The sequence below is a fragment of the Clostridium uliginosum genome (genome assembly GCF_900112485.1).
Lineage (GTDB): Bacteria > Bacillota > Clostridia > Clostridiales > Clostridiaceae > Clostridium > Clostridium uliginosum.
In genome coordinates, this window is the sequence record NZ_FOMG01000018.1 from 1 (window position 1) to 19,360 (window position 19,360).

Here is a 19,360-nt window from a genome sequence, read left to right on the forward strand (position 1 = left end):
CTTCATCGCTCGACTTGCATGTGTTAGGCACGCCGCCAGCGTTCGTCCTGAGCCAGGATCAAACTCTCATTAAAAAGTTTAATCTTAGCTTACTCTAAAAAGAATTGCTGGTTTACTTAAATGTATTTATCTATATTCTGTTCAATTTTCAAAGACCATATTCTTTCGCTTTCAACATTACGTTGTCGGCTTTTGTTTTAACTCGTCACCTCAAGCGACTTTCTTAGTTTATCACTTGGTTTAGATCTTGTCAACAAGTTTTTTTAAGCTTTCAAACCGTTCTTTCCAGAATGTTTTTCTTGCTCTTAACTTGTTGTCTGCATCTCTTAGCGACGTGTTTTATCTTACCATATCCTTCTATAATCATTCTTTATATTTATCTTGTTTTATCAATTTAAACCTATAATACTACGGTTTTCTATTTTTTTCGTGGTAATTTTATCATCGATACACTAGGCATAGTATTTGTTAGTATTCATAATTATTACTATAATTCACATGCATTTTTTTAGTTAATACTTGAAAAAAGCTAACTATAATACATAAAACTACAAAAAGTTACAACTAAACTGTTTAATTTTATTGACACTAAAATATATGGACTATATAATGATGTTATACGTGTTACTGTTAAATCAGGCATAAGTTTTATATAAGAAAACTTATGCCTTTTTATTTTTAAATAAATTATTCTTAATAGTTTATTTAATGTTTAGTAAGTAAAACTATTTATATAACGAAAGGATGTGAATTATCCTGTTTATCAGGATATAAACTATGTTTGGATTTTTAAAAAAGAAAAAAAATAACGACTTTAAATTAATAGCTCCTGTTTCTGGGAAATCAATACCTTTATCTGAAGTTCCTGATCCTGTTTTTGCACAAAAGATGGCTGGTGATGGATTAGCAATTAACCCTACAGGTGATACTATTGTTGCACCTGCTGATGGCGAATTAACTTTAGTATTCAATACAAAGCATGCCTTTGCAATGACTTTAGAAAATGGAGTAGAACTTTTAGTTCATATTGGTATTGATACTGTTTCCTTAAAAGGAGAAGGTTTTGAACAACTAGCAGAACAAGGCACAAAAGTTAAAGCGGGAACTCCTATTATTAAAATTGATAGAGATATTATTACTGGAAAAGGTCTTTCATTAATAACTCCTGTTTTAATAACAAACTCAGATATATCATCTTCAATTAAAGCAATAGAAAATGTAGATGTTGTTGCTGGAGAAACTACTGTTCTAGAATATACAATATAAGATAAAAAGAAGCTCAAAATGGTTTGAAAATCATTTTGGGCTTTTTTTATATCCTTATATGTAGATATTTAATTTAATATAACATAATAAATTATATTAAATACTCTTATTAATACAATTGGCTTAATCAATTATGTTAATAAAACTTCTATTATACAAGGCTCTGTTTTAAAACCGTGTTGATATTAAAACAGAGCATAAATAAAAAGTAGCTATTCAAAATATAAATTATATATATTTTGATATAGCTACTTTTATTATTATAATATGTACTTTAAAGCTTAATTATATTAGTCATTTCCTAAAATTTCATTAATTGCGTTCTTATATCCATCTGCTTTAACTCCAAATATAGCTTGTATTCCATTACCTACTTCCATAACTCCAGACGCACCTAATGCTTTTAATTCATCTTTATTTACATTAGCGTTATCTTTAACTTCAACTCTAAGTCTTGTTATGCAAGCATCAACGCTTACTATATTTTCTTCTCCACCTAAAGCTGCAAGTACAGCTGGTGCTTTTTCAGTAATTTCTCCTTTTGCTCCCTTTGCACTACCTTTTTCTTGATAATCAGCTTTAGAGTATAACTTAGTTTCTTCTTCATTTTCATCTCTTCCTGGAGTCTTTAAGTTAAACTTCTTAATCATAAATGTAAATAAGAAATAGTAAACTAATGCATATACTATTCCAACAAGTATAAGTTTAATCCAGTTAGTTTGAACTCCTGCTCCTGCTGGAAGTAATCCGAATAATGAAAAATCTATTAATCCACCAGAGAAAGTCATACCTATAAATACATGTAATATATCCATTAAGAAGTATGATAGTCCTGCTAATAGACAATGTATTCCATATAACACTGGTGCAACAAATAAGAATGTAAATTCTAAAGGTTCAGTTATACCTGTTAATAATGATGTAACAGCTGCTGATATTAATAATGATCCAACAACCTTTTTCTTACTTGGTGCTGCTGTTCTATACATTGCTAATGCAGCTGCTGGTAATCCAAACATCATGAATGGGAACTTACCTGCCATAAATCTTGTTGTACCACCTACGATAGTTGACATAGTATCTGTTGAAGCGCCTACTAAATCTGACATACTTGATAATTGTGCAAAGTAAGCCGTATTAGCTCCTGCTACTGTTTGCCATGTTCCATTAACTAAAACTTTTCCATCAACAAATGATCCAAACCAAAATGGAGTATAAAATACGTGATGTAATCCAAATGGTATTAATGCTCTTTCAATTGTTCCATATAAGAAAGTTCCTATAGGACCTGCATCTCTAACAAAATTCGCTATGTGTGTAATTCCACCTTGAACAACTGGCCATGCAAATGCTAAAACTGCACCTACTAATGCCATTGCTACTGAAGTAACTATCGGAACAAATCTTGATCCTGAGAAAAATCCTATTACTTGTGGTAATTGAATTTGGTGATACTTATTATGTAATATTGCTGTAACTATACCTGTTATAATTCCACCAAACACTGACATATTTAATGTAAATATACCTAAGTTTGTTGTAATATAAGTTGAATACTCTCCAACATTATTTGGTGTAAGAACTCCTAATTGAGTTACACCTAAGCCAAGTAAAGTTGAAACAACTTGATTCATTACTATAAATCCAAAAATTGATGCTAATGCTGCTGTACCCTTGTCTTTATTAGCTAGTCCTACTGCAACACCTACTGCAAATAATACTGGTAAATTACCAAAAATAATATCTCCTATATTCTTCATTACTGTTAACATTGCGTGAACAGCTGGAATATTTACAAATGCTATAAGTGGTTGATAAACAGATGGTGCATTATGTAATGTCGCTATTCCTAAAAGTGCTCCACCAACACCAAGTAACATACCTGCTATTGGTAGTGCCGCTATCGGTAACATTATAGCCTTACCTATTCTTTGTAAAAATTTAAGCATAAATTAATCCTCCTGCTTTTTATTAATTAAGATATAACTTGAATTTAGTTAAGCTGGCCAGCTTAAAATTTCAAATAAAAAAGACTTATATATAAGCCCAGAAAAATTTATTTAAAATTTATTTAAACAAACTTTTATTTGCCTATATTAAGTCTTGCCTGCATTACCAGTTACACCTTCATTAACATATATGATAATATCATAATACTTATATTCTGTAAATATTTTAGTTATTATTTTTTAGAAGCTTTGAATCTTTCAATATGTATTGTTAAAAATGCTATTTCATCACTTGTAACTTTTACATTAAGCTCATTTTCAATAATTTTAGAAATTTCTTTTGATATTACATATGATTCTTTATAAGTTTTTTTAATCATTTTAGATAACTCATTATAAAGACATGTATTTTCCATTATTCTTTGAAGTGCAAATTTAATATGTGTACAAAATCTTGCATAATCTAAAGATTTCTTATCTATTTTTATGTCTAATCTTTCTTCAACATGTTCAACTATGATACTACTCAAATATGTATTTTTAATAGTATTGGAAATTTTTCCATTATTAATACAGGAATGAATATGAAGTGCTATAAATGCAATTTCTCCATCAGGTATTATTATATTTGAGTATCCTCCTACTCTTTCTGCAACTATTTTAGCCAAAGTAAATTCCTTTGGATATAAAGTTTCTGTTTCAATTAAAAAAGGGTTTTCAATTTCTTCTTTATTTTTTAATCGTTCAACTGCAATAAATAAGTGATCTATTAGTCCAATATGTATATGTTCATTCAATTCATCATTTAATTTTTTAGATATCTCATAAATGGCCTCTTCACAAACTGCAAAAAAGTCATCATTAATTTTTCTTACCATCTCATTAAAATTTACTATATTTTCTTGATTTTCTATAGTAAATACTTTATCTACTTTTGTTCCTTTAGATATTGTTTGCCCATTCTTCTTACCAAATCCTATTCCTTTTGCAAAAAGTATCTTTTCTTCTTGAGATGAATTTACTAAAACTATATTATTATTAAATACCTTTGATACTACTTCATCTTTACTAAGTATTACCATATCTTCTTACACCTTCTCACTATATAGTTTTTAAGAAAATTATATATTCATTTTAACTTATAACACATAATTTTTAGTTACTCCATAGTTAATTTACAAATATATTATTTTAGAAATAATAATATAATGTAAATTAATTGTGTAGTTTACAAATTATTATCATTACTGTAAAAATTTTATTATGTTTATATTTTTTCTAATCAAAGTTATTTTTTATAAAAATCTTCTTTTATAATATAATAAGTTAAATGATCGCTCCATTTCCCATTTATTAATAAATATTTTTCATTTATCCCTAGTTCCTTAAATCCACAGCTCTTTAATACTCCTTTAGATTTTTCATTATCAACTAAGGCAGAAGCTTCAACTCTATGAATATCCTCTTCATTAAAAAGATATTTAAGAAAAAGTTTTACTGCTTCCTTCATATAACCATTTCCTTCTTCACATTTATCTATAGAATATCCTAATATTCCACTTTTAAAAATTCCACATACAATACTAGATAATTTTAGCTTTCCTATAAATCTTTCTTCCTTGAAAATTCCAACTTCAATACTTGATCCATTTAAAAATTGTCTATAACTTTCATTTAGAATATTTCTTTGAACTTCTAATGTATAAAAACTATTATCTCTAGTTGGTTCAAAAGGTGCTAAATGCTCTTTGTTTTTTATATAATATTCTAATAATTCCTCCGCATTACCTGGAGTTAAATTTCTTAATATGATATTGTCTCCTTGCAATTCTATAAATGAATATTTAGTTTTTTGATTATATTCTTTACGAGTTATTCCCAATAATAACTCATCTAAATATTCACCATTGTAATATTCATTTTGGCTAAGTATACCTTCTAAAGTAAATCCTAAATCTAAAAATGGATTAATATCGACTCTTTCAAAAATTTTAATATTAATCTTAAATATATTTAAATCCTTAAATATAGTTTTTAAAATAAGCACTAACGTATCTTTTAATAAATCACATTTATATCCTCTATAAAATTTAAGTTTAATATTACATCTTTTGCTTAAACCATCTAATTCTGTTATATTAAACCTTCCAATTATAATATCATCTTTATCTTTTACTAAATACTCTGTTTTACTTGGTTTATTTGCTTGTATTTTTACCATTACATTCGATTCCATCGAGTTCTCTCCCACTAGCTGACTTACTTGTTATTTATTTTAATATGCCTAAGTTGCCTAATGTAAAAATAGCACTTACATCATATTAATGAAAGTGCTATTTTTTTATAAGTCTTATAATCTTTATTCTTACATTTAATATATTCTAAATCAGCAAAATTTAAAAGCTCTATTTATATTTTTATTCTGGAACAATCATTACAATGCACTTAGAATGTTTTACTACATATGTTGTTACTGAACCTATCATTCTAGTCAATCCTTTTTTAGTTGATTTAGTCATTACTATAATATCTATATCATCTTCTTTTGACTTCTTGATTATTTCATTTCCTGCATATCCAAAGCCTAAATATGTTGTATTTGAGTAATCTTTCATTTGTTCTGCTGCATCATTTAATATTACCATTCCTAATTGTTCAGCATTTGTTAACTCATCAGAAACTACCATTCCATTAATAAAAACTAATTCTTTTACATGCATCAATATAATTTCAACGGTGTCCTTTGGGAATATTCCTTTTATAAACTCTAAAGAATGCATACTTCTTTCTGTTCCATCAATTGGTACTAATATTTTTTTCATATTAACTCCCCCTTGTAAGTCTCACCATATTTTAATTATTTTTCATTATATTATTAGTTAATTTAATTATACCTTCTTATTCTACATAATGCACCTTAAAATACCCATAATAAGATAGTAAATATATTTATTCAACTTTAATTAAAATTAAAAAGTTATCAACATATTTTTTGTTTTATTTTAAAACATTGTTGATAACTTTCAATTAATCTATGTTTTTGTGGATAAACTTTTAATTTTATTTTTAAAAATATACCCTCCTAAATAAGGCATATTCTAAGAATTACTTTATTTCCAATATATCTTTAATTACTTCTCCAGCAATTATCATACCTGCAACTGGTGGTACAAATGATATGCTTCCTGGAATTTGTCTTTTTTGCGCACATTTTTTAGTTCCACCTGTACAAACGCATCCTTCTTTACAAGTAACAACCTCTTCATCTTTAGGTTTTAAAGGTATCTCTTCAGAATATACTACTTTTAATTTTTCTATCCCTCTTTTACGAAGCTCATATCTCATAACTTTAGCTAAAGGACATACCTTTGTTTTAAATACATCAGTAACTTTAAATTGTGTAGGATCTAATTTATTTCCGGTTCCCATAGAACTCATAATTTTTATATCATATTTATAACAATACTCTGCTAATCCTAATTTTGCTGTAACAGTATCTATTGCATCAACTACATAATCCGCATCATCTGGAATTAGTTCTGCTATATTATCTAATGTTACAAAGACTTGATGTGTTATAACATTACAATTTTTATTTATAGATAATATTCTTTCTTTCATTACTTCAACTTTTGATTTACTTATTGTATTATAAGTAGCATGTATTTGCCTATTTAAATTAGTTAGACATACTGTATCATCATCTATCAATATCAACTCTCCAACACCAGCTCTTGCTAATGCTTCAACAGTATAGCTTCCTACTCCTCCGATTCCAAAAATAACTACTTTACTTTCACTTAACTTTTTTAAACCATCTTTACCAATTAAAAGTTCTGTTCTTGATAAGGAATGTTGTAACATATATTTTTTCCTCCTTATAATGGGTAGATAAACGTATCATCTACAATTAAATTTAATATTAATATATACGCTTTAATTACTAAAATTCATAATCTCAACATTGTAGTCCTTACAATAGTTAAAAATGTGAAACAAATTAAAACGAATAAATTTTGAGAACATATATACAATATTAAAAGGAATACTGCATAAGGCATCTCCAAATAAATAATTAACTAGTCAGTCTTCTTGTCTTTTTGATACTATACTGTGTCAGCAAATGTAGCTAATAACAATAGTATTAACTACATTCACTTCCTTATCTAGTTCAAAAAATCCTAAGAATATTTGACTAGTTATTTATTTTACAATGCCTAAACTTAATAGTTATTATATCATAGTTTTTAAAATTACTATTAAATTTATTCAATACTGTTTATAATCTAAATTAAGGCATACTCACTCGTTGTTTTTTTGAATATGCCTAAAACACCAAAGTAATTCTTGATTTTAGGAGGATTTTAAAGTATGACTATTGGAATAATTGCCGCTATGGCAGAGGAATTAGAAATTTTATTAAAAGATTTAACTCTTGAAGAAAAAAGGGAAAAGGCTAATATGACTTTTCACAAAGGTAAATTATACGGAAAAAATGTTGTGGCTGTAGTTTGTGGAATAGGTAAAGTTAATTCAGCTGTATGTACTCAAGTATTAGCCTCTGAATACAACGTAGATAAAGTTATAAACGTTGGAGTTGCAGGTGGAATAGGTAAAGAAATTTATCCTGGTGACATAGTTGTTGCTGAAAACTTAGTTCAACATGATATGGATACTACAGCATTTGGTGATAAGATGGGGCAAATACCAAGACTTGATACATTTGATTTTAAATGTGACCAAGAAATGGTTGCTGTAGCTAAAAAAGCTTGTGAAGAAATCTCAGAATTAAACAGCTTTACAGGTAGAATAGTTTCTGGTGATCAATTTATTGCTAATATAGAAAAAATTCAATGGCTTGATCAAGAATTTGGAGCAATTTCTTGTGAAATGGAAGGAGCTAGTATAGCTCAAGTTTGCTATTTAAATTCAATTCCATTTGTAGTTATTAGATCAATTTCTGATAATGCAAACAATGGAGCACATATGGATTATGAAAAATTCATTCCAGTTGCAGTTAAAAATTCAACTGCAATATTAAAGAAAATGATTGAAAAACTTTAATTAAAATACAGAAAAAATAGCAACTACACAACTATATACAAAGAAATAGAGATATGAATGTAAAAGTTAACTGATTAGACGTTTCTATCAATTATCTGCTGCAATCATATCTCTATTATTCTTAAGTTAGAGTCCAAATTTTGTATTTGGTTCCTCAAACTTTCTTTGTGAACATTTTATATTTGGAAATATGAACTTTCCCTGTGGGCATCCTTGCATTTGGTTCATCGAACCTACTCAGCGAGTGCACACGAGTCGAGTTTCCCTTATATTCTTATATTCTTATATTCTTATATTCTTATATTCTTATATTCTTATATTCTAGGAATTATATCATGATTTAATAATTTAAGTTTACTGTTTAAATATAATATTTTATAAACTTAACCAATTCCTCCATACATAACACCTAAAATTATAACTATTATAGTAACAATTGCAAAAACATATTTGGCAAACTTTAAATGTGCAGCAAAACCGTAAATATCTACTTTATTTATTGAAGACTTCTTATTACAATATATACTTTTATTTTAAAGCTAATTTATAAATTTGAACAATATCTTCTTCTTCTAACTTTTTAAAGTTACCAACAGTACTAAATTCAGTTACCCTCTTTGCCATTGCTTTAAATTCTGTTCCATCAATATCTATTTCACTTAGTCTTATAGGCAAGCCGATTTTTTTATAAAAACTTTCTGCTCTTAAAATACATTCAGAAATAATAGCTTCAGGGTTTTCATAAGATAAATCTACATCCCATACCTTTACTGCAAATTGAATAAATTTATTTATATTTTGTTTATATACATATTTCATCCAAGCAGGGAATACAATAGATAATCCAGCACCATGAGCAATATTATATACTGCACTTAATTGATGTTCTATATCATGTGATGCCCAATCTTCTTCACGTCCCATACCTAAAATACCATTATGAACCATTGATCCTGCCCACATTATATTTGCCCATGTATCATAATCTTGCATATTATAAACTAATTTAGGTCCCATATTAATAATTGATTTCATACTTGCTTCCAAAAGCCTATCTGAATAATCTACAGCTTCTGTATTTGTGAAATATCTCTCCATTGTATGAGCTAACATATCTGAAACACCACAAGCCATTTGATACTTTGGAAGTGTATAACAAAGTTCAGGATTCATAATAGAAAATACAGGTCTTACATATTTAGACATTGCTCCTGTTTTTATAAGTGTTTTTTCATTTGTCAAAACAGTATTGGGACTAGTTTCACTACCTGCCGCTGGAATTGTTAAAATTGTTGCAATAGGTAAGCTTGGTTGATCTCTAATAGTTTTATGTGAATTATAAATGTCCCAAACATCACCATCATACTTTACTCCCATTCCAATACCTTTTGCAGAATCAATAACACTACCACCACCAACAGCTAAGATTAATTCTATATTATTTTCTTTGCATAATTCTATCCCTTTATATACAAGTCCTAATTTGGGATTTGATTGAACTCCACCTAACTCAATAAACTCTACTCCTGCCTCATTTAAAGAATTTACTACTTGATCATATAATCCAGACTTCTTTACACTTCCCCCACCATAGTGAAGCAAAATTTTATTTGCATACTTTTTAACTTCTTCACCAACTTGTTTGTGAGTATCTTTTCCAAAAATAATTTTTGTAGGACTATAATATTCAAAATTTCTCATTTCATGCCTCCAAGTTCTATATTTGTATAATTTTATACTATTAATTTTACAGTATTAAAAATATATCTACAATAATAAATAGAATACATACTTACTAGGCTACTAAATAAAATGTTTAATGCTCTATAAAACATAGCCTTTTATAAAAATCTTCGTGATAAAGTTACTACGAAACTTGATGTAAAAAATATTCCAAAAAACGATTCCGAAGCTATTGCAAGTTTCATCCAATTAAGAGGTATTATATCTCCATAACCAACAGTTGTGAATGTCATTATAGTAAAATAAAGAATATTTCCAAATTTCCTTATCAATAGATATATATCAAAATTAGAATTCTTATACATTTCAAATACTATTGAAAATAAATTTTTCGAATTTATTAAATCATTTTGATACATCAACAAATTAGGGAAAGAACAATATAATAAAAAGAATGCTATTATTATAAATGCCATTGATAATAATGTCCTTTTCCAGCTTGTATAATACTTAGTTGTTATTTCAATTGCATAGTCTAATAAACTAAGTTTATATTTATTTTTATTCTTTTTCTCTAACCTCTCATATTTTTTAAAATAATAAAAAGTTTCTAAATACTGTTCTGTTCTTCCACTAGATTTATATATCTCTGCTAAAATCAAGAAATTCCATTTAGTTTTTTTAAAATCATCTTTAAAAATTAATGGTTTGTACTTTTTATTTTCTAATAGTTCATATTCTAAATAACATTTATCCGAAAAATTAGTTTTATACAAACTAAATTTACCACTAATTTCATCAAAATTAATTTCTGATTTTTTATAAAATGAACAGTGAGAAAAATTTAATTCTCCACTAATATCTAGTTCTAATTTGCTAAACCCCTCAAATCTACAATCTATGAACCCTAAATCCTTATTTCCTTTTATTTTATCTAAAATAAAATCATTTAGAACAGTAACTTCTTGAAACAATAAATTCTCTTCAAATTTCGATGTATTAGCATTAATTTTGCCAATTTCTGAATTTTCCAATATGGCGTTTTTCTTAAATATAGCATTATTTAAATTTAATTTTTCACAATTTATAAATCTTGTATACATATTTTTTTCTATAATTGATTCATTAATTACTATTTCTTTATAATCACCACCAATAGCTTCAATGTCTTTAAAGAAATAACAATTATTAAAATTTAAATATAACAAATCATCTATTTTATTATTAGAATAGTAATCCATTTTAAATTTTTCTAAAAATATAGTATTATGAAAAAATCCAGATATATTGTTGCACTCACATGTCACTAATATACCTACTTGTTTTTCTGCATAATTCTTTTTATTTAAAGAATACTCTAATATTTTCTCTTTTGTATCCACTATCTTATATTTTTTTGTATTTCCTTCTTTAACTATGTACACAAACTCTGTACCTTCAATAATTTTACTTGAATTTAATTCATTAAAGTTTATTGTTGGTTCCTCTTTGCTCATTCCCCTACCTCATCCTTAAGTATCTTTTAAAATTTACTTTAATTATATCATTGTTTTTTCATGATTGTATAAAGTTGTAGTTGGCAACTTTTTTATTTGAAATTATCCATTACTATTAATCTTAATTTTACACACCTAGAACTATCCCACATCTCTAAATGTTCCTGCTGTCAATTTATAATATTATACAAATTCGCAAACAGTGTTTATGAATAATTTTACTAATGACTCTATTTAAGATACAGTTTCTATGGCCGATGAATTAATGAATCTAAAAAATTTAATGGATTGTGGTGTACTTACGCAGAATGAATTTAAACAACAAAAACAAAAATTACTAAGTAAATAAATCAAAATACTTCTAAAATATATCCTTTGTCAAGTACACTCTTAAAAAGACTCTTCAACATTAAAAAGATGATTTCTGTACAAACAGAAATCATCTTTTAGCATCTTGGCACTCCTTTTTAATTGTCCTTGACAAAGGCATAAATTTATTTTATGAAAAACATATCATCTTTTTATTATTTGGCTCTGTTTTAATATAGTGTTGATATTGTTGCATATTCTTTAGCCTGCTGAACAATATGTAACAATATCAACACAGTTTTAAAACAGAGCCTATTATTTAATCTTTTTAAGACTCTATATTTCTTAGTAAAACACTATTTAACTTTAAAAATTAAATTTATCAGTGAATTCAACTTTACAAGTCGCTGATCCATCATTTTCTTGTTTTGCATCATAAATTCTTGCAAGTTTTAGTTTTGATACCCCAGTATTTATCCATTTAGAATTTAAATCATTAAATTCTAATGATTTAGTATTTCCATTGCAATAAACGGCTTTTATATAAGCACTATCTTCATTCTCAAATCCATAAAGTACATAAGTTCCATTTTCAAAATTATCCTTACTTGTAAGTGTAAATTGATACTTATCATTTATCTTTTTAGTATCTACATTGATATTGGATATATCTTTGTCCATTTTATTGCTACTTATAACTTTCATTTCATTAGACTTTATAGTTGCCCCATTTCCTGCATTAGGTGAAATTTTAGCAATAATATAATTGTTTGCATTCATTTCTCCTAATACATCAGTTATGAAAATACTATATTTTGAATTATTTTCACTATCTGCTTTCTCCCACTTTACAGTATCTATCATATTATCTTTTTCATCATATATTTCACATTTTATATCATAATTCACATTTTTATTTATACTATAATCAAATGAAATATCATTATTGTTTATAGTTAATTTAGATATATTTTGTATTGAATCTGATGAACTTGAGCTACTATGATGCTTTGAACTCCTTGATGAATTTGAATTGCTATTAATTATTGTATTATCTTGTGCCACCTCTGAACTCTTCTTTTCTGTTATAGCTGTTGTCACTCCAGCTCCAACAAATGCTTTAGTAGGTTGTGGCATCTTATCTCCAATACATTCTCCATTTTGTGAAAATATATATGTTTCTCCATTAATTATGATGTTTCCTATTTGCATTGATCCATTTGTTGATAGCGAATATATTTTTTTATCAATTTCAGTGACACCTGTTTGCATTGCTCCACTTGTAGCTGTATAATACCATGTTCCATTATCGTTTACCCATCCTGTTTTCATCGCTCCTGAGGATTCTGCATAATACCACGTTCCGTTATCATTTATCCATCCGGTCTTCATCGCACCTAATGATTCTGCATAATACCATGTTCCATTATCATTTATCCACCCGGTCTTCATTCCTCCATCTGGTGATGTATAATACCATGTCCCTCCATCATTTATCCAGCCAGTTTTCATATTACCTGAGTTATCAAAATTGTACCATTTCCCATCAATGATTCTCCAGCCAGTAGCTATGCTTTCACCTTCTGTATATACCCAAGTATTATCAGAATTTTGTTTCCATGTTGCAGATACACCTATTGGTAATGTAGATACAATTGTAGCTATCGCTATTACTGATGCAGCAATTTTTTTAAACTTAATACTTTTCATTATAAAATCTACTCCCTCCATTTTTAATTCATATTTTAATACTCCATCTGAAATATCAACTAAAATTAAACTTCACTTTCAACTAACTTAATATTTTTATATTTAAAACTCTAAATTTTTAATCCTTTTTTATTTTTGCTTAAATAAGATGCAATTACAGCCGTTATAGGAACTGTTAGTATTATTCCTGTACTTCCTGCTAATCCTTGAATTAATTCTGTACCCAATATATCTAAATTAAGTAATCTATCCATACTCATATTAGAAGAATAGATTAATATTAGTACATTCAATGAGCCCCCTGCAAAAGCTAAAATTAATGTGTTTGACATTGTCCCTATTATATCTCGTCCGATATTCATTCCACTCTTAAACAATTCCCTTATAGTAATATTTTTATTTAATGAACATATTTCAAATATTGCTGAGGCTATTGACATAGCAACATCCATTACAGCACCTAATGCTGATATTAATATACCTGCAAACATTATTCCTTTTATCTTAAGTCCAGTATTTTCTGATATATACATCATACTTTCTGCATCTGTCATATTTATCCCTGAAAGATTTCCCCATTTACCGAATAAGTAAGCAAGAATTCCAGCTATTATTACTCCCATTAAAGTTCCTATTATTGCTGAAAAACTCTTTTTACTCATTCCCGAAACCAATAACAATGTCACAGTTATACTTATAGTTGCTACTAAAATTGATGATAATATAGGACTTACCCCTCTTAGCATTAAAGGTAGCATTAAATATATAACACAAACTATTGTAAATATTAATGATACAATTGCCTTTAAGCCTTTAAATCCACCTACTAATAATATTGTTATTAGAAACAATACACTCATAGTTATTAATACTTGACTTCTCTTAAAGCTAGATATTGCAATATCACTTATTTTTCCGTCTGTAATATATACTGATGCTATTACTTTACTTCCTTGTTTTACTTTCGTATTATATAACCTACTTATATTATTGATTACCTTAAATTCTTGATTTTTATATGGACCATCTAAGATTTTTAATTTTATTTGCTGATATCCAAGTTCTATATCATCAATATATTTATCTTTTTGAAGATTTTCTTTACTTATATCTAACACCTGGGATTCATAGTACTCTACTCCTTGATTTAATTTATCCTTTATAAATCCACTATCAAATATTAATTTTGATGAGAAAATAATTATTAAACCTAAAAATATAGTAACTATTACGAATATAATATCGGTTTTATATTTTTTTATCTCCACAGAAAACTCTCCTCTTATTTCTTAAATAAAGGACATCTTAAAATAGTAACTATAACTTCCAAAATGCCCTTTATATCATAGTATATTTATTCTTATCTTAATAAACTATTGTTTATTTAACGTTCTGTTTTAATATCAACACAGTTTCAAAACAGAGTCTTATTTATAATTCGTTAAGAATTCTATCTTTTTCTTGTCCAGTTATTGTTAATCCAATACTTAGTTACAGTTTCATCCTTATTAATTTCCTCATCACCAGCTATTTTAATTTCTCCTGTATTTCTTACTCTTAATCTTGCACCTTCTGGATCCATAGAAGCTAGTCCAATTGCTGATACTGTATCTCCAATTTTAATTGTAGGATCCCATTTACCTTTCACATTTTCATTAATTCCATCCCATATATATCCTTCAACATATACTCTTGATACACCTGTACCATCATCGATATATAAATTTGATTCATTCATATCGATGACTTTTCCTGTTACTTGAACAAGTTTACCGCCATTAACTGGTAACATACTATCCTTTGTTGAAAATTTTGTAGCGTCTACTTGTCTAATATTTTTATTAATTAATTTAACGTTTTTAGCTTCAATATTACTGTTACTTGAACCAGAATTTCTATCTGCTAATGAAATTTCTAATTCTCCTTGATATGCATCAACAGTTCCTGTAATTCTAACTTTTTGACCAACCTTTAATTCAGTATTTGATACTCCAAATACACATGCTCCACCAGTTTCATCTTCAACATAAATAACTTCAAAAAATGAATTTTTAGGTGTTACTGCTTCAGATTGAGAAGTAACATACCCTTCAACGGTAACTTGTTTTCCATATAAATCTAATTTTCCATCATTATTTTCGTCTTTTCTAATATCTCCTATTTTAACAACTTTAGTTTCTTTTATAGGTATCATCCAATTGATAATATTATCTGTAACTTTTAAGTTTGAGTACTTCTCTCCATTAGTTCCATCAATTTCAAAATCTGAGAAGAATGTGTTACCAGACACAATAACCTTACCTCCACCTGCTAACTGTTCAGCACCAATAGTATTTACCTTTCCTATTTCTACTGGAACATTATCCTTTTGACCGTCTGCATCTTTAGCAGTTGTTGTTTCATGTCCCTTTACTAAAAAGTCTACATTTTCTCCACTTGCACCTTCTTTAAGAATTATTGAAGCACCATTATAGAAACTGTATTGATCTTCACCATCCTTAATTCCATTTACTAAATTATATTTCGGTGAGCTATATTTATTTAAATATAATCTATATTCTTGTCCACCATTAGTTGTAGTATCAATAACTTCATCATCATTTATCCTTAAGTCACTTCCTATTGCCTCTAAAACTGGATTCATTTGAGCTCCATTACTATATTCTCCAGTTCCATCCTTAAAGTCAGCTCTAGTTGATAATATTAAGTTACCTCCATTTTCTACATATCTTTTAATAGCTTGTATTTCTTCCGGTTGGAACTTACTTGCTTTTAAACCTGCTTTAGAATTATCTACACTTTGAGGATTTGTAAGCACTAATATTTTAACTCCTTTAAGAGCTTCATCACTTATAGGATCTTTATTTATTATTGTTATTGTATTTTTATCTTTTAATAAAGATTTAAATGCAGTACATTTTCCTGCATAATCTCCAGTTGTATATTGATTATAATGTGCACCATCTACTAAAACTTTATAAGAATTTTCAGGATCAACAACTTTTACTTTAATACTAGTAGTAAAAGATTTATCTTTTTTACCTACATTAATTGTAGTTTTTGCATAAATTGTATATTCCCCTTCTCCTCCTGCTTTCCAATTAAATAAGGCATTTTGAGTCTTTCCGCCTTGCACTTTATCAATTTTAACTTGTCCGAGTTTATTACTTTCAGTTATTTCATTTTTAAAGAACTCAACATTTACATTATCTAAATCCTTTTCTCCATTATTAAAAACTCCAACACTTACGCCTACATTTTGATTTGGAAAGGTCATATCATTATCAACAGTTGCATTAGATAAACCTACATTTAATGCATCTCCAACCCAAACTGGTGCAGTAACTGCTATATCTTGATCTTTTTGTACTACTTTTACATAATAGTAACTGTACTCTGGATCTAATGTGAAATTCCAATCTACATCATCAGTATCAAATTCTTTAGATGTAACTTCAACACCTCCATTAGCTATAACTGAAACTTTCTTTATAGGATCATCCTTATCGGTTGCTTTTATTTTAAAATTAAGTTTATCTGTTTCTCCTAAGGAACTTCCCATAACTTCATCATTTACGCTATAATCAATTGTCATATTTGTATCTTCTGAAGCATATACTCTTTTTTCTCTGAGAGCATCATATATTGAATCTCTTGAATTATCGTCAGCAATGATTACTGTTCTAGCATTATTTGATGTAAACCATTTTCCTTTATGATTATCTTGATTATTAGTTGGGGCAACATGCCATCCTTTGTCCAATGCTCTTGTATAATATTCATAGCTTGGAAAATAACCTGATCCTCTTATTGGGCCTTCACCATTTCCTACTTCAACTAGATTTACATATTTATCAGCACCCTCGCTATAAAAACCAAAATCAGCAAAATCCCCGAATGTTTTTCCCGGATGATTTAATTGTGATATTGACTGTGGTTGTGATTGTATAGTCTTATAATAATTTTGAAGATCCATTGCTTTATTAGTTCTTGTTTCAAATCCTGGTGTATTAAATGTATTAATGTGTCCCCAGCCTCCAGTTGAGCCTGACCAAGTCATTTCATAACCATAAATTGCCGTAAAATCGTTTTCTTTATTATACTTATCAGCTACTTTATGTGCTGTAGTCCACTTTTCACTTTTTGATCCATCTGCAAGGTTAGCTGAAATATCATTATCAAACCAATTTGAGTGGTCTGTAACTGCAAAATAGTCAGCATGATGATCTCTTGCCCATGTATAAGCTTCATCTAATGAACCTGTACCATCAGAAATATTTGTATGTGAATGAAGTTGTCCAAATAAATGCCTTAATTGTCCATTATTAGGTATTCTAAAATTCCATTCTTTCGTTGTTATATTTCCTAGCTCATCGCTAACCTCTATTTTTACTTTATGAGATCCAAATTTCAATTTTTCAGTTGGAGTATACTCAACCGAATTATCTATTTTTTTAGCTTCTAAAGTTATATCTTTATCGTCTAAAAACATTTTAATAGAATCTTTATTTATATTCTTTTCAGATTTAAATGAAGCTTTTATTGATGTGAGCGCTTCCATATCGACCTTAGAATTTTCTGCTGGTTGTAAATCACAAATTTCTGGTGGCTCAACATCTCCATTGATAATTCTTACGGAATAAGTATCTGTTTTAATTTCTTTATCTTCACCTTTAGCTACTATATAATAGTCTAATCCCTTTAAATTTAAATTTTCTTTAGCTATAGTAGTAGTGTACTTTCCTTCTGATCCTTTCATCATTTCTAATTTTGTAAATTCTTCTGAACCTTTAATTTTATAATTTAGTTCTACACTCTTAGCTTCACCATTACTTATTCCTGTTTCTATTGTTAAGTCATTATTCATATTTGCTCTTGCAATTGATGTGTGATTAATAGTAAGCTCTGGAGCTTTGGTAAACTTACATGACCCACCATATATTTGTATTGTATCGTTATACCTTCCCATAGTGCCTTCTGCACTTACAATATCACCTGTTTTTACATCTATTCCAGTTGGAATAAAATATATATTTAAAACATCACTTCCTTGAGTTAATGTCTTTTTTGATGTATCTATAATTGCTTTTTCTATTTTTACATACTTAGAATCATATTTTCCTGAATTCAACTCTAATACTGTTAAAAGATCTGAATTAAGTTCTTCTTTTTCTTTAACAATTTCTATTTCAGTTGCTTGTAATTGTTCTAGTTTATTAAAAGTATCTTTTGTACCTTTAACCTTAACTAAATTACCTTTCTTTATTTTTTTAAAATCTATTTTACTAGTCTTATTTGAAATTGCTATTGAACCTGTTGAGTCTTCAATATGAAGTGTATTATTTCTATCATTGAATGAAACAACTCCACATACTATAGCTTCCTTACCTTTTTCTAATTTCCTGGCATCCTCAATCTTTATGGTATCGTTTACTTCATCCTTAGTTTCATCCTTAGTTTCATCCTTAGTTTCATCCTTAGTTTCATCCTTAGTTTCATCCTTAGTTTCATCCTTAGTTTCATCCTTAGTTCCATCCTTAGGTTTATCCTTAGGTTTATCTACTGGTTTATCTGTTAGAATTTCACTTGGTTTGTCTGTTGATGTATCTGCTGGAGTTTCAGTTGCTGTATCTTGTGGTTTATCTTTTGCTGTATCATCCTTTTTTTCCTGTATGTTATCGCTTTCATTTTTAGGAATATTAATACCATCATCAGTTACATTTACATTTGATTCAGTTTGTTCCTGTTTATTATCATTTAAGATTGATCCCACTATATTATCTAAAGCAAATGTGCTTTTAGCAGGTACTATAACAGAGGTTGTTAAAACTGACACTGAGATTAATAAAGCAATTATTTTTTTGTTTTTCTTAATCATTATTT

Annotated in this window: 13 protein-coding genes and 1 rRNA gene; 3 read left to right on the plus strand and 11 right to left on the minus strand. The window is 27.8% G+C overall.

Translation table 11 applies throughout. The features are described from left to right. Nucleotides 1–74: ribosomal RNA gene (locus BM027_RS11795) — 16S ribosomal RNA — on the minus strand; the annotation flags it as partial. A 703-nt stretch (nucleotides 75–777) separates the two neighbouring features. Between BM027_RS11795 and BM027_RS11800 the strand changes: the two genes are divergently transcribed. Then, entirely contained in the window at nucleotides 778–1,266 is a 489-nt protein-coding gene (locus tag BM027_RS11800) for a PTS sugar transporter subunit IIA (RefSeq protein WP_090091963.1), read from the plus strand. A gap of 290 nt (nucleotides 1,267–1,556) precedes the next feature. On the opposite strand, the gene BM027_RS11805 is transcribed toward BM027_RS11800, so the two are convergent. From BM027_RS11805 to BM027_RS11825, 5 genes are all read right to left on the minus strand, one after another. Then, nucleotides 1,557–3,215 (minus strand): PTS transporter subunit EIIC, encoded by a 1,659-nt coding sequence (locus BM027_RS11805; protein ID WP_090091966.1) that lies wholly within the window; start codon nucleotides 3,213–3,215, stop codon nucleotides 1,557–1,559. A gap of 233 nt (nucleotides 3,216–3,448) precedes the next feature. Then, complete coding sequence (locus tag BM027_RS11810) at nucleotides 3,449–4,297, minus strand: PRD domain-containing protein (RefSeq protein ID WP_090091968.1); 849 nt, start codon at nucleotides 4,295–4,297, stop codon at nucleotides 3,449–3,451. Between the two features lie 206 nt (nucleotides 4,298–4,503). Further along, nucleotides 4,504–5,451 carry a GNAT family N-acetyltransferase gene (locus BM027_RS11815; protein WP_090091970.1) on the minus strand — a complete coding sequence of 316 codons (948 nt, stop codon included), beginning with the start codon at nucleotides 5,449–5,451 and terminating at the stop codon, nucleotides 4,504–4,506. Between the two features lie 181 nt (nucleotides 5,452–5,632). Beyond that, nucleotides 5,633–6,037, minus strand: coding sequence for a universal stress protein (locus BM027_RS11820; RefSeq protein ID WP_090091973.1), 405 nt, complete (start codon nucleotides 6,035–6,037; stop codon nucleotides 5,633–5,635). A gap of 283 nt (nucleotides 6,038–6,320) precedes the next feature. After that, nucleotides 6,321–7,079 (minus strand): tRNA threonylcarbamoyladenosine dehydratase, encoded by a 759-nt coding sequence (locus tag BM027_RS11825; protein ID WP_090091975.1) that lies wholly within the window; start codon nucleotides 7,077–7,079, stop codon nucleotides 6,321–6,323. Nucleotides 7,080–7,586: 507 nt separating this feature from the next. Here BM027_RS11825 and BM027_RS11830 point away from each other — a divergent pair. Beyond that, nucleotides 7,587–8,279 (plus strand): 5'-methylthioadenosine/adenosylhomocysteine nucleosidase, encoded by a 693-nt coding sequence (locus tag BM027_RS11830; RefSeq protein ID WP_090091977.1) that lies wholly within the window; start codon nucleotides 7,587–7,589, stop codon nucleotides 8,277–8,279. A 528-nt stretch (nucleotides 8,280–8,807) separates the two neighbouring features. On the opposite strand, the gene BM027_RS11835 is transcribed toward BM027_RS11830, so the two are convergent. Next, nucleotides 8,808–9,980 (minus strand): iron-containing alcohol dehydrogenase, encoded by a 1,173-nt coding sequence (locus BM027_RS11835; protein WP_090091978.1) that lies wholly within the window; start codon nucleotides 9,978–9,980, stop codon nucleotides 8,808–8,810. 140 nt (nucleotides 9,981–10,120) lie between these two features. Beyond that, nucleotides 10,121–11,458, minus strand: coding sequence for a potassium channel family protein (locus tag BM027_RS11840; RefSeq protein ID WP_090091980.1), 1,338 nt, complete (start codon nucleotides 11,456–11,458; stop codon nucleotides 10,121–10,123). 265 nt (nucleotides 11,459–11,723) lie between these two features. On the opposite strand from BM027_RS11840, the gene BM027_RS18920 reads away from it, so the two are divergent. Continuing rightward, on the plus strand, nucleotides 11,724–11,807 hold the full coding sequence (locus tag BM027_RS18920; protein ID WP_423230332.1) for an SHOCT domain-containing protein: 84 nt from the start codon (nucleotides 11,724–11,726) through the stop codon (nucleotides 11,805–11,807). Between the two features lie 326 nt (nucleotides 11,808–12,133). Here BM027_RS18920 and BM027_RS11845 read toward each other — a convergent pair whose 3' ends face one another. The 3 genes from BM027_RS11845 to BM027_RS11855 form a co-directional block, all read right to left on the minus strand. After that, entirely contained in the window at nucleotides 12,134–13,477 is a 1,344-nt protein-coding gene (locus BM027_RS11845; protein WP_090091983.1) for a PspC-like choline-binding domain-containing protein, read from the minus strand. A gap of 110 nt (nucleotides 13,478–13,587) precedes the next feature. Continuing rightward, nucleotides 13,588–14,745: a YibE/F family protein gene (locus BM027_RS11850; RefSeq protein WP_090091986.1), complete on the minus strand. Its 1,158-nt coding sequence runs from the start codon at nucleotides 14,743–14,745 to the stop codon at nucleotides 13,588–13,590. Between the two features lie 182 nt (nucleotides 14,746–14,927). Next, a complete protein-coding gene (locus BM027_RS11855; protein ID WP_090091989.1) occupies nucleotides 14,928–19,355 on the minus strand; it encodes a CehA/McbA family metallohydrolase in 4,428 nt (1,475 codons plus the stop codon). Nucleotides 19,356–19,360: the final 5 nt, after the last annotated feature.